The following is a 13,187-nucleotide window of genomic DNA, read 5'->3' as shown; positions in this document are numbered from 1 at the left end:
ACACTCTGATTATTATATTGAATAAAATAAGTCGCTATAAAGTGGCAAAAATGAAGGATTAATCGTGGTTTTTAGGCACAAAAAAAGCCGAACTTAGCCGGCTTATTCGATGTCACGTATCACTTATTGTATACAATGAATTAATGCAGGTTTTTCTTCGCCGTGGTAATAATTTGGTCGACTTCCGTTGCATCAAAAGAATAAGTACTGCCACAGTAATCACAGTGTAGTGCTACTTCGCCTTCGGTTTTTAAGATGTCATCCAGCTCTTCTTTGGCAACCGTTGCGATGGCACCCGCGCTACGCTCACGTGAACAACCGCAGAAGAATTCAACTGGCTGCGCTTCAAATAACTGTACTTTCTCTTGGTTATATAAGCGATAAAGCACTTCATTGGCTTCTAGTGAGAATAGTTCTTCATTTTTAATGGTTTCAGTCAGCTTTTCTAAATGCTCAAAGTCATCGGCAGAACCGGTACCATCTGGCATGATTTGCAATAACATACCTGCTGCATGCGCTTGACCGTCATGTTCACCGGTGCGGAACCATAAACGCGTTTTTAGTTGCTCTGAACGCTCAAAGTAGTCTTCTAAAACTTCTGAAAGTGTATCGCCTTCTAAACTTACTACGCCTTGGTAGCGCTCGCCTTTATCAGGAGAAATAGTGATCACTAAGTGGCCTTTACCAATCATCTGGTGCAAGTTTGCATCGTCAGCAATTTGTCCTTCCCAACGTGCAACACCGCGTATTTTTTGATCGTGATCGCCATTGATCACGACTAAAGAAACCGGACCATCGCCTTGCAGTTGCAAAGTGATCGAACCTTCAAATTTTAAAGTTGCTGTCAGTAGACTAGTTGCCACAAGCAGTTCACCCAATAGGTTTTGTAGCGGCTGTGGGTAATCCTTGTTGGCAATGATTTGTTGGTAAGCGGTATCAAGTTGTACTAATTCACCACGAACAGACAAATCTTCGAATAAATAGCGATGTAAAAGGTTATTTGCCATTAGTTGGGGGACTCCTAGCCTGGGCTTATTGATGTTTAAATTTAATGAGATTACGACGTTGTTTTTTATCAGGGCGTCGTTCAGGGCTTGGGCTATACAGCGCATTCAGTTTATGTTTTTGAGCGTTTTCTTCACGCTTGGCAATACTGTCTTGCGTTTCTGTATATAAGGTTTGAGCTTCAGGTGCCCCACGACGCTGATCGGAAATCTTTTCGATGATCACGGTCTTTTCTTCATTACCTTGACGCAAGCGAATGGAAGCACCGATCTCAACTACTTTGCTTGGTTTACTACGTTGGTCATTATAGTGAACTTTGCCACCTTCAACCATGCTTCTGGCGATGGAACGTGTTTTGTAAAAACGGGCGGCCCATAACCATTTGTCTAAACGGACCGATAAAGTTTGTGAACTCATTCTGAGATATGACCTCGAAGGGTTAACAGTAAAGAGAGTAAAAGCTATACCTTGCTAATCACTCATAGTATGACTCAAATGGAGGTGGTTTTTGGCATTTTCAAGGTATAGTTCGAAAGATGTAATAATTTAGGGATATAATTTTCTATTCCGTTGTCTGCATTGGTTCAATGAATGGAAAACTATCAGAATTGTTAGCTTAATGAATGATTCTGCATAATGTGGCGATAAATGTTGATTACTAACACATGATCGAATGAATTAATTTGGTTTAATCCCTTTAAACCGTTAAGGTTAGGCTTCGAAAAGTAAATAAGAATGGAATCGAATTTAAGGTGTCATCTCTCATGGTGTCAAAAGACAATATCCAACAGCAATGGACACAATTGGCGAATCGTTGGGTACAAAATCAATCTCAGCTAAGTTTTGTTACCACTTTGCTATTAACGGCTCTGATTGCTTGGGTAGTCGGCATCTTATTATGGGCTTTATTATCCCCTATCTCTAATGTTGCTCGCTGGTCAGCACCGAACGTGATTGCTTCTCAAACCTCTTCAAACACGCAAACCGATACATTATCCCCACTGTTAAGTGCTAATTTATTTGGCTTATACACTCAAACACCAACCCAAAAACAACAAGTCGCCCAAGATGCACCGCAAACTCGTTTGAATTTAACGCTAGTGGGAGCCGTCGCCAGTAGCAACGATAAATTAAGTCTCGCAATTATTGCTAATCAAGGTAAGCAGGCGACCTACGGGATTGGTGAAACCATTGATGGCACGCGAGTGACGTTAAGCGCGGTGTATGTCGACCGAGTGATTATTAGCAACCAAGGTCGTGATGAAACCTTGATGCTGCAAGGCATTGATTATAATAAATCGCCTCAATCGGTAGTACGTCAACCTGTTGAGAATCAAGCCGCGACGGATGATGTCGCAGACTTAGATAAAATTCGCCAAGAAATTTCCTCCGACCCGCAAAAGATTTTTCAATATATTCGCCTTTCACAAGTGATGGATGAAGGGCAATTAAAAGGCTACCGAGTTCGTCCCGGTAAAGATCGCGCTTTATTTGAACAAGTTGGTTTACAAGATGGCGATATTGCCACTGCATTAAACGGACAAGACCTCACGGACCCATCGCAAATGGCAACGTTATGGAAAACGGCTTTAGAGTCTATGGAGTGGAATCTAACCGTAGAAAGAGATGGTCAGACTCATGATATTTATATTCAATTTTAAAATGGATTCTCAATTCGTACCGAGCTTTAATTCAGGTACGAAGAGTATAGTAACGTCACCAATGGTGAGCAGGAGCATGGTGTGAAAAAGTGGTTGAGCAAAGTCTCGCTAATTGTAGTGACCAGTTTGGTCTCGGTATCTGCTATTGCAGAAGATTTTAGTGCCAGTTTTAAAGGTACCGACATTCAAGAGTTTATCAATATTGTCGGACGTAATTTACAAAAGACAATTATTGTTGATCCATCAGTGCGCGGCAAAATTGATGTACGTAGTTACGATGTGCTCAACCAAGAGCAATATTACAAATTCTTCTTAAATGTGTTGGAAGTTTACGGTTATGCAGTAATCGAAATGGACAATGGCATTTTAAAAGTGATTAAAGATAAAGATGCCAAAACCGCGGCAGTGCCTGTGGTGGGAAATGATTCACCTATTTCTGGCGATCAAGTGATCACTCGTGTTGTTCCTGTGAAAAATGTCTCAGTTCGAGAACTTTCTCCTATTTTACGTCAGCTAAATGATAACGCCGGTGCTGGTAACGTTGTGCACTACGATCCATCGAATATCATTCTTTTAACGGGCCGAGCATCGGTGGTGAATCGTTTAGCGGAAATTATTAAACGTGTCGATCAAGCCGGCGATAAAGAAGTCGAAGTGGTTGAGTTAAAAAATGCCTCAGCCACCGAAATGGTGCGAATTGTTGATTCTCTTAGCAAAAGTGCCGATGCCAAAAATACCCCTGAATTACTGCAACCTAAGTTAGTGGCCGATGAGCGTACTAACTCAATTCTGATTTCTGGTGACCCCAAAGTTCGTCAGCGTTTGAAAAAATTAATCAGCCAACTTGATGTTGAAATGGCCACCAAAGGCAATAACCGCGTAGTGTATTTACGCTATGCCAAAGCGGAAGATTTAGTGGATGTATTAACGGGTGTTTCTGAGAACCTACAAGCAGAAAAAGATTCTAAATCGGGCGCTAACAGCAATAGTAAAGCTAAAGTGATGATCACGGCTGATCCGGGCACCAATGCCTTAGTATTAACCGCTCCGCCAGATATTATGAAAGCACTACAAGAGGTGATTAGCCAGTTGGATATTCGCCGCGCTCAAGTATTAATTGAAGCTTTGATTGTTGAGCTTGCCGAGGGTGAAGGTATCGATCTCGGTGTGCAATACGGCAACCTAGAAACCGGCAGCATGGTGCAGTATTCCAATGCTAACGCCAAAATTGGTCAAGTAGCAGTAGGTATCAAAGAAGCACAAGATGTACCAGGTTCAACCGTGATTGATTCCAATGGTAATACCACGGTCAACCCTGATACTCAAGGGGATTTCTCAACCTTAGCATCAGCATTAAGTGGTGTGAATGGTGCAGCGCTGAGTATTGTTAAAGGTGATTGGACGGCATTAATCAGTGCAGTGGCAACCAGCAGTAATTCTAATATTCTGTCTTCTCCAAGCATTACCGTGTTAGATAACAGCGAAGCCTCGTTTATTGTTGGTGAAGAAGTGCCGGTCGTGACGGGCTCTACCGCCAGTTCGGATAACTCTAATCCATTCCAAACCGTTGATCGTAAAGAAGTGGGTATCAAACTTAAAGTGACCCCTCAAATTAACGAAGGTGACTCGATTCAAATGCAAATCGAGCAAGAAGTTTCCAATGTACTGGGCGCTAATGGTGCGGTCGATGTGCGTTTTGCTAAACGTCAAATTAGTACATCAGTGATGGTGCAAGATGGGCAAATGATCGTACTCGGCGGCTTGATTGATGAACGCGCGCAAGAAAGTGTCTCGAAAGTGCCACTACTCGGTGACATTCCTTATTTAGGCGTATTATTCTCTTATACCAACACCACCAAAGAGAAAAAGAACTTAATGGTGTTTATTAAGCCGACCATTATTCGTGACGGTATGTCGATCGATGGTTTGTCGCGTCGTAAATACAATTACATTCGTGCTGAGCAGTTATATAAAGCGCAAAAAGGCTTAAAACTGCTTCCGAATGCAGAAACGCCTGTGTTGCCTAAGTTTGGTCAGGGTGCTCGTCAACCTGCAGAAATCCAAGCTTTTCTTGAGCAATTAGAACACAGTGAAAGTGCTCAGTCTGAGGGGCATCAATAATGGTCGATTCAGCACAAGATATGGCACCAGAATTAATCGATGAGCAAGACTCTCGTCCTAAGTTTCGTCTGCCTTTTGCTTATGCTAAACGTCATCAAGTAGTGCTGGAACATAATGAGGCGCAAGCTTGCGTTTTGTACTTTGCGGGCGCGCTGACTCCACAAGTGTTATTGGAAATTCGCCGCGCTTCTGGGCATTCTTTTAAGCCGCAAAAATTATCGGTCAGTGAGTTTGAAAATAAGCTAACTGATGCTTATCAACGCGATTCATCAGAAGCTCGTCAGTTGATGGAAGATATTGGCGCAGATGATGATTTCTTTTCATTAGCCGAAGAGCTGCCAGAAAACGAAGATTTATTAGAATCAGAAGATGATGCGCCAATCATTAAATTGATCAACGCCATGTTAGGTGAAGCGATCAAAGAGGGCGCGTCGGATATTCATATTGAGACCTTTGAGAAAGTCTTATCGATCCGTTTTCGAGTGGATGGCGTGTTACGTGAAGTATTATCGCCGAGCCGCAAACTCGCGCCGATTTTAGTATCTCGCGTCAAAGTAATGGCCAAACTCGATATCGCCGAAAAGCGTGTACCGCAAGATGGTCGCATTTCATTGCGTATCGGTGGTCGTGCGGTTGATGTGCGAGTGTCTACTATGCCGTCTTCTCATGGCGAACGTGTGGTAATGCGTTTATTAGATAAAAATGCCACACGTTTAGATTTGCACAGCCTAGGCATGACGCCTAAAAACCACGAAGCATTTCGTCATTTAATTGCTCGGCCACACGGTATTCTTTTGGTGACCGGCCCTACGGGTTCAGGTAAATCAACGACTTTGTATGCGGGTTTGCAAGAGCTGAATAGCAGCGAACGTAATATTTTAACCGTGGAAGATCCGATTGAATTTGATATTGATGGCATCGGTCAAACTCAAGTAAACCCAAAAGTCGATATGACCTTTGCTCGTGGTTTGCGCGCGATTTTGCGTCAAGATCCAGATGTGGTGATGGTTGGGGAAATACGTGATTTAGAAACGGCGCAAATTGCGGTACAAGCCTCATTAACCGGTCACTTAGTAATGTCGACCTTGCACACCAACACCGCAATTGGTGCGATCACTCGTTTGCGTGATATGGGTATTGAACCTTTCTTAATTTCTTCTTCATTATTGGGTGTATTAGCGCAGCGTCTAGTACGAACTTTATGCTCTAGCTGTAAGCAACCTTATCAAGCCGATGCTCAACAAAAGCAATTGTTTGGCGTGAGCATAGATGAGTCATTAGAGCTTTATAAACCACAAGGTTGTGAGAACTGTAACCACAAAGGTTATCGTGGCCGTACTGGTATTCATGAACTATTGCTAATTGATGATGAAACCCAAGAATTGATCCACTCGGAAGCCGGCGAGCAAGTCATTGAAAAAGCGATTCGCGCCAAAACGCCAAGCATTCGCGACGATGGCCTGGCTAAAGTGCGCCGCGGCGTGACCACTTTGGAAGAAGTGCTACGTGTGACCAAGGAAGTGTAACCCATGGCAGCGTTTGAATATAAAGCACTCGATGCCAAAGGGAAGCAAAAGAAAGGAGTATTAGAAGGCGATAATGCCCGACAAGTTCGCCAACGTTTAAAAGAAAAAGGTTTAATGCCCACTGAAGTGGTAGAAACCAAAGCTAAGTCGCAACAAACCAAATCGAGTGGTTTTAGCTTCCAACGTGGCATCACTACCAATGAATTAGCCCTAGTTACCCGCCAATTATCCACTTTAGTACAAGCCGGTATGCCGTTAGAAGAATGTATTCGAGCGGTGGCTGACCAATCAGAAAAACCTCATATTCGTAATATGCTGGTCAGTATTCGCTCGCGAGTAGTCGAAGGTTATACCTTATCGGACAGCATGGCGGAATACCCAGCGGTATTTGATGATCTCTTTTGCGCCATGGTTGCCGCAGGTGAGAAATCTGGTCATTTGGATGCAATTTTAGATCGGTTGGCTGATTACGCCGAAAATCGCCAAAAGATGCGCTCTAAGTTACAACAAGCTCTTATCTACCCAACTATGCTGACGTTAATTGCCATCAGTGTAGTGGCGTTCTTACTTGCAGCAGTAGTGCCGAAAATCGTCGACCAATTTGTGCAAATGGGGCAAGGCTTGCCGATGTCGACCGAGTTTTTATTGGTCGCTAGTAATTTTGTGCAGCATTGGGGATTATTAGTACTTGGTCTGATTGTATTAATGATCGTCGGCTTAAAAGTAGCGTTAAAGAAACCTGATTTTCGTATGAAGTGGGATAAACGAGTCTTGGCACTGCCGGTTATCGGCAAAGTGGCTAAAGGGCTGAATACCTCCCGTTTTGCTCGAACCTTAGCAATTTGTTCATCGAGTGCTATTCCTCTTTTAGATGGTATGCGAGTAGCAGCCGATGTAATGAGCAACCAATATTTTAAAGCGCAGATTTTAGATGCCGCCGATAAAGTTCGTGAAGGCACCAGTCTACGTAAATCGCTTGAGCATACCCGTTTATTCCCACCGATGATGCTACACATGATCGCCAGTGGTGAACAAAGTGGTGAGCTTGAGCCAATGTTGATTCGCGCCGCCGATAACCAAGACCGAGATTTTGAATCCTTGGTTAATATGGCATTAGGTATTTTTGAGCCATTATTGATTGTCGCGATGGCTGGCATAGTGCTGTTTATCGTGACCGCAACCTTAATGCCGATATTGGAATTGAATAACTTGGTGACGCAGTAAAGAGCGGTTTCTAGTTTATGGTCCCTAGTTTCTAGGTGGATAGTTGAACTGAGGCTTGGGGACGCAGTGCTCGAGAGGCGAAAAAATTATGGGGTGTTGCCAGCTTGGTATAAAGCAGTAACGATCACAGTCTGCTTTTTCTAGGGACTAGGAACTCGAAACTAGGGGCTTTTATTCGAGACTCGAGGACGCTGCGCTCGGGAGACGAAAAGATTATGGGGTGTTGCCAGTTTACTGTAGAAGCAGTAATGATCACGGTCCGCTTTTTCTAGGGGCTAGGCACTCGAAACTAGGAACTTTTATTCGATCCACGAGATACGCAATACTAAATCAAAATTTGAGAAATTAAACTCATCTATTAGGAGTCACAATGAGTAAAAAATTAAATTTATCGACTAAAAAACAATCCGGCTTCACCTTGCTTGAAGTCATGGTGGTGGTGGTTATTTTGGGGATTTTAGCTAGCTTTGTTGTGCCTAACCTTTTGGGTAACAAAGAAAAAGCCGATCAACAAAAAGCGGTGACGGATATTGTAGCGCTAGAGAATGCGCTGGATATGTACAAGCTAGATAACAGTGTTTACCCAACTACCGACCAAGGTTTGGATGCATTAGTGAGCAAACCAACCGGTAGCCCAGAGCCACGTAACTACCGTGACGGCGGTTACATTAAGCGTTTACCTAGTGACCCATGGGGTGGCGATTACCAATACTTAAGCCCAGGCGATCACGGCACGGTTGATATCTTTACTCTAGGTTCAGATGGTCAAGAAGGTGGCGATGACGGTTCACAAAAAGATATTGGTAACTGGAATATTCAAGATTTTCAGTAAGAGTTAGAGTTTCTAGGCCCTGGTTCCTAGTCCCTAGGGGGCGGTGCTTACAGCAAACAAAATACTTACTTATTTGCTTTATATTGTTAGGTGCTAAAAGCTGTCCTCCAGGAACCAGGAACCAGGAACCAGGAACCAGGAACCAGGAACCAGGAACCAGGAACCAGGAACCGACTTTGCTCTTACTCGCATCACGAAGCGGAGCGCTCTCGCAATCCGCAACAAGATCTAAGGAACACAATGCAGCGTCAGCGTGGTTTTACTTTACTCGAAGTACTGTTAGTGGTGGTGTTAATGTCACTCAGTGCGTTAGCGGTGGTGCAAACCTTGCCGCAGAGTAATGACGACCAAGCAAAGGAAGAGGCCTCACGTTTTTTCCAACGACTGCAATTGCTCAGTGATGATGCGATCCTCAATGGTCAAGATTATGGTTTGCGTTTCGATGAGAAAAAGTCGACTTATACCTATATGCAATTAGCTGAAGAAGGTTGGCAGAAGGTAGAAGACAGTAAATATTTTACTGAAATCCCATTGCCGGAAGATTTAACCTTTAGTTTTGAGTTAGGTAGTGAAGCATGGGGCGATGACGATCGGTTATTCAAGCAGGAAGACTTTTACGAAGACCGATTTGAAGATGCCGATAAAAAGCCTAAGCCACCACAAGTGTACGTATTATCCAGTGGCGAAGTGACGCCTTTTCTATTGATGTTCACTTCACAGTCGAATCAAAAGCCAGAGCAAACCTGGCGAGTCAAAGTATCGGAAGAGGGTGTTGCGCAACTATTGGCTCCAGGAATGAGCGGTGATGGAGTGGATGATGAGTCGTCGTAAGCAGGTTCTAGGCATGACTTTATTGGAAGTCTTGATTGCGTTGGCGATATTCGCCACTGCTGCGATTAGTGTGATTCGCGCGGTCACTCAACACATCAACACTCTAAGCTATTTAGAAGAAAAAACCTTTGCCAGTATGGTGGTGGATAATCAATTGGCAATGGTGCATTTGTCTGAGTCGTTTACTGCGACTAAAAAGGGCGAAGAAGAGTTTGGTGGACAAACATGGTACTGGACGGCAACCCCGGTTAAAACAGGACTAGATTTGATCAAAGCGGTGGATGTGAGTGTCTCTTTAGACCCACAACGTAAAAGTACTCTGATGACGGTGAGGACCTATGTTAAACCGTAAAAAAGGGTTAAACCGTAAGAAAGAGTTAAGCCGTAAAACTTCAAGCCGAAAAGCCTTAAGCAAAGGTTTTACCCTGATAGAAGTGATGGTCGCCATCATGGTATTTGCCAGTCTGAGCATTGCGGCCTATCAAGTGGTGAATCAGGTTCAACGTAGTAATCAACTGTCGGCGGAGAAAACCGCACGTCTGCAAGAGATGCAACGAGCGATGATTATTATGGACAGCGATTTCCGCCAGATGGTAGCTCGTTCATTTAAAGGTCGAGCTAATGCCACGGGTAATCGAGTGCTGTATAGCGATGAGTATTTACTCGATTCGCAATCACACGGCATCTTATTTACTCGTTTGGGGTGGCAAAACCCTCAGCAAGCTTTCCCTAGAGGGGAGATTGTTAAGGTCGGTTATCGAGTTGTCGATGATCAATTAGAGCGAGTGTGGTGGCGTTATCCTGATACGCCTGAAGGACAAGAGCCGCTACATAAATCATTATTAGATCAAGTAACTAGTCTCGATTTTCGTTTTTACGATGGTGATAATGATAAGTGGCAAGATGCATGGCCAGTGGAAGATAAACTGCCGCAAGCGGTGGAAGTCACTCTGGAATTAAAAGATTACGCTAAGATCCGACGAGTGTATTTAATCGCGCAAGGTCAGTCGGTGGCAAAAAGTGATTTGAATGGGGAGATCACGCAATAATGCTTAATTCTTCTCGTAGTTCATTTGTTCATGGCTCAATTGGCCGAGGTTCATTTCGCACAATCAAACGTCAGCAAGGTGTGGCGCTTATATTTGTGTTATTACTGGTGGCGGTGCTGGTGGCAATAGCCGCGACTATGACAGAACGAATGTCGACCCAATTTTATCGTGCTAGTAATTTATTAAATCACCAACAAGCTTACTGGTATAGCATGGGAGTCGAAGCACTGGCTCAAGTCGCTATCGAAGAAAGCTATAAAGACAGCGACGATAATATTAACTTAAGCCAAGCATGGGCGATTGAAGGTACTCAATACCCGTTAGAAAATGGCGATGCAGTCGGTAGCATTATCGATAAACAAGCGTGCTTTAATGTCAATGCACTGGCGGCATTACCGGCAGCCAATACGCCCGAGCGGCCTTATTTATTAAAAGCATTGGCTTATATGCTGCAAGAAGCAGGTATTGATAACTACCAGGCGGAAGTGATCGCTGATTCGATTAAAGAGTATGTTGATAGTGATAGCCAAGTGAACACTCAAAGTGGGGTAGAAAGTGCCACCTATGAAGGGTTTCAACCTAGCTATGACGCGCCAGATGGCTTAATTGCCGATAGCAGTGAATTAAGAGCGGTGAATCAAGTGACGGCTCCTGCGATGGCGGTTTTAAATCAAGTGGCTTGCGCACTACCAACTACTGACATGTACATCAATGTAAATACGTTAAAGCCTGAGCAAGCCTTGTTGTTAGCTGGGATGTTTCAACCGTCATTGAGCTTAAGTGACGCGCAGCAATTAATTGAAAATCGACCGCATGATGGCTGGCAAGATGTGGAAACCTTCTTAAATGAACCACAAATTACCCGAGTACCCGCCAATATTACTAGTGAAGCGAGTCCATTTTTAGCGGTGACTAGCCAATATTTTGAGTTAGATGCACAAATTAAAGTAGAAGATTCAAGGGTTAGGCTGCGTAGTCTAATCTACAGTTCAGATAAAAAAACGACACAAGTGATACGTCGTCGTTTCGGAGGGATCAGTGAACGAGTTTCTGACAATCAAGCTGAGCAGTAGTCCAACTGATCCAATACCTTGGTTAGTTTGGTCACCAAGCTTACAAGAAGTGATCGCCTCAGGTGAGCTATCTAGTCGAGAAAAGCTAGGTGACTTGGTGGATTACAGCTCGCAACGTAGCGTGATCGCTCTGTTGCCAAGTAGTGATGTATTAATTACCCCGATTCAAATTCCATCGGGTGCTGGGCGTCAATTACACTCAATGCTGCCATTTTTAATGGAAGATGAGCTAACGCAAGATATTGAGCGTATGCACTTTAGCGTGATCAAAAAGCAAGGTGATCAAGCAATTGTTGCTACGGTTGAACAGCAATATTTAGCTGATTGGGTCGATGAGTTTAAGTCGCATGGCATTGAGCTGAAAAAAGTGCTGCCAGATTGCCTAGCCTTGCCATTAAAAGATAACTACATCAGTGCAATGCACATAAATAACCAATGGTTAATGCGCAAAAGTGATGTTAAAGGTGCGGCGGTTGATGATGATTGGCTGGACGTATTTTTAGCATCAGGCTGGCTCGATCCCGATGGTGATGCGTTAAGTTTTGAAACCTTACTGCAAGATAACGATCAGTCTGAGGACGAAGCGCAAGATAGTGATGCTGATGATAGTGCGATGTTATCGAGCGAAGAAATTGTCGCCGAAGCACAGTCGAGTGTTGATGCTTTAGAGCACGTTCATGCGACCGGTGAACACTTCACGATTTATAGTTATAGCGAATTGCCTGAACAACATGCCGATTTACCGGGCCGCTGGGTCACTGCGCCGCAAGAGATGGCAATGCTGACGTTAGCGCAGGGAGCGATTCAATCACAAGCCAACTTATTAACCGGGCCATTTAAAGCGCAATCTTCGTGGCTTAAGCATTTGCGGGTGTGGCGTAAGGTGGCGATTGCGGCGAGTATTTTATTGGTATTGCTACTGGTGCAACAAACGGTGCAAGTTCAACAAATTGAAGCGCAAACTCAGGCTTATCGAGCGGAGAGTGAACGGATTTTTCGCACGGTTTTTCCTGATAGACAACGCATCCCAACGGTCAGCTATTTAAAACGTTTAATGCAAGATGAAGAAAATGCCTTATCAGGTTCTGGAGGTAATTCAGCCTCACTACTTGGTTGGATGGCCAAGTTGCCACCGGCATTACAAAGCGTTAAATCGGTGACGGTACAAAGCGTGCAATTTGATGGAACGCGTCAAGAAATACGCTTAAATGCCCAAAGTGATGATTTCCAATCTTTTGAGCGATTGCGAGTAGAGTTGGCTAAACAGTTTGATGTTAGCCAAGGCCAGTTAAATAAAAATGGCGATCTAGTGCAAGGCAGCTATGTGATTAAAAATAAAGGGAGTGGCTCATGAATGACAAATTAACCGCTCTTATGGCTCCAGTGCTTCGCTGGTGGCACAGTATTTCTGCTAGAGAGCAACGACTAGTATTAGTCTGCGGCGGGTTATTTGCAGTAGGCTTTCTTTACTGGGGTATCTTACAACCATTAAGTGCTCGTACAGAACAAGCTCAAATACGTCTAAATAGTGAAAAACAGCTTTTGAGTTGGGTGACGCAATCAGCCGATAGTATAGTGAGCTTACGTGCACAAACTGGCAGCAAAGGTGTGCAGCGTAGCCAACCGTTAAACCAAGTGGTGTCATCGACCGCCAGTCGTTTTAATGTAGAGTTGATCCGTATGCAACCGCGTGATGATATGTTGCAAGTGTGGATTCAACCTGTGCCATTTAACACTTTAATCAATTGGTTAGCTCAGTTGCGCGATCAATATGGTCTGCAAGTGTTGTTCTTGGATATTAATCGTGCCGATAAAGCCGGTATGGTTGAAGTTAACCGCTTACAATTTCAGCGTGGTTAGCCGTT

At 43.9% G+C, this 13,187-nt stretch carries 13 protein-coding genes; 11 read left to right on the top strand and 2 right to left on the bottom strand.

Features of this window, described 5'->3' with window-relative positions; genetic code table 11:
• Positions 1 to 140: 140 nt before the first annotated feature.
• Positions 141 to 1,007: an Hsp33 family molecular chaperone HslO gene (hslO, locus tag K358_RS0117515; RefSeq protein WP_027698031.1), complete on the bottom strand. Its 867-nt coding sequence runs from the start codon at positions 1,005 to 1,007 to the stop codon at positions 141 to 143.
• A 25-nt stretch (positions 1,008 to 1,032) separates the two neighbouring features.
• On the bottom strand, positions 1,033 to 1,422 hold the full coding sequence (hslR, locus tag K358_RS0117510) for a ribosome-associated heat shock protein Hsp15 (RefSeq protein ID WP_027698030.1): 390 nt from the start codon (positions 1,420 to 1,422) through the stop codon (positions 1,033 to 1,035).
• A gap of 347 nt (positions 1,423 to 1,769) precedes the next feature.
• On the opposite strand from hslR, the gene gspC reads away from it, so the two are divergent.
• The 11 genes from gspC to K358_RS0117455 all read left to right on the top strand — a co-directional run bounded on the left by gspC (position 1,770) and on the right by K358_RS0117455 (position 13,182).
• Entirely contained in the window at positions 1,770 to 2,666 is an 897-nt protein-coding gene (gspC, locus tag K358_RS0117505; protein ID WP_083962861.1) for a type II secretion system protein GspC, read from the top strand.
• 81 nt (positions 2,667 to 2,747) lie between these two features.
• A complete protein-coding gene (gene gspD, locus K358_RS0117500) occupies positions 2,748 to 4,787 on the top strand; it encodes a type II secretion system secretin GspD (protein ID WP_027698028.1) in 2,040 nt (679 codons plus the stop codon).
• Positions 4,788 to 4,807: 20 nt separating this feature from the next.
• Entirely contained in the window at positions 4,808 to 6,313 is a 1,506-nt protein-coding gene (gene gspE, locus K358_RS0117495) for a type II secretion system ATPase GspE (protein WP_038150439.1), read from the top strand.
• Positions 6,314 to 6,316: 3 nt separating this feature from the next.
• Positions 6,317 to 7,537, top strand: a complete 1,221-nt coding sequence (gspF, locus tag K358_RS0117490) for a type II secretion system inner membrane protein GspF (RefSeq protein WP_027698026.1) — start codon at positions 6,317 to 6,319, stop codon at positions 7,535 to 7,537.
• A 370-nt stretch (positions 7,538 to 7,907) separates the two neighbouring features.
• A complete protein-coding gene (gene gspG / locus K358_RS0117485; RefSeq protein ID WP_027698025.1) occupies positions 7,908 to 8,369 on the top strand; it encodes a type II secretion system major pseudopilin GspG in 462 nt (153 codons plus the stop codon).
• A gap of 240 nt (positions 8,370 to 8,609) precedes the next feature.
• A complete protein-coding gene (gene gspH / locus K358_RS0117480) occupies positions 8,610 to 9,200 on the top strand; it encodes a type II secretion system minor pseudopilin GspH (protein ID WP_027698024.1) in 591 nt (196 codons plus the stop codon).
• On the top strand, positions 9,187 to 9,552 hold the full coding sequence (gspI, locus tag K358_RS0117475; protein ID WP_027698023.1) for a type II secretion system minor pseudopilin GspI: 366 nt from the start codon (positions 9,187 to 9,189) through the stop codon (positions 9,550 to 9,552). Before gspH ends, gspI begins: the two co-directional genes overlap by 14 nt.
• Positions 9,539 to 10,249 (top strand): type II secretion system minor pseudopilin GspJ, encoded by a 711-nt coding sequence (gspJ, locus tag K358_RS18715; RefSeq protein WP_083962860.1) that lies wholly within the window; start codon positions 9,539 to 9,541, stop codon positions 10,247 to 10,249. The genes gspI and gspJ overlap by 14 nt, the downstream gene beginning before the upstream one ends.
• Entirely contained in the window at positions 10,249 to 11,322 is a 1,074-nt protein-coding gene (gene gspK / locus K358_RS0117465) for a type II secretion system minor pseudopilin GspK (RefSeq protein WP_083962859.1), read from the top strand. The genes gspJ and gspK overlap by 1 nt, the downstream gene beginning before the upstream one ends.
• Positions 11,288 to 12,676, top strand: a complete 1,389-nt coding sequence (gene gspL / locus K358_RS0117460; RefSeq protein WP_027698021.1) for a type II secretion system protein GspL — start codon at positions 11,288 to 11,290, stop codon at positions 12,674 to 12,676. Before gspK ends, gspL begins: the two co-directional genes overlap by 35 nt.
• Positions 12,673 to 13,182, top strand: coding sequence for a type II secretion system protein M (locus K358_RS0117455; protein WP_027698020.1), 510 nt, complete (start codon positions 12,673 to 12,675; stop codon positions 13,180 to 13,182). Before gspL ends, K358_RS0117455 begins: the two co-directional genes overlap by 4 nt.
• Positions 13,183 to 13,187 lie beyond the last annotated feature (5 nt).

Source organism: Vibrio litoralis DSM 17657, assembly GCF_000426765.1.
In the GTDB taxonomy this organism is placed as follows: Bacteria; Pseudomonadota; Gammaproteobacteria; order Enterobacterales; family Vibrionaceae; genus Vibrio; species Vibrio litoralis.
Note: the sequence above shows the minus strand (reverse complement) of the source record. Positions and strands in the feature narration are given on the sequence as shown.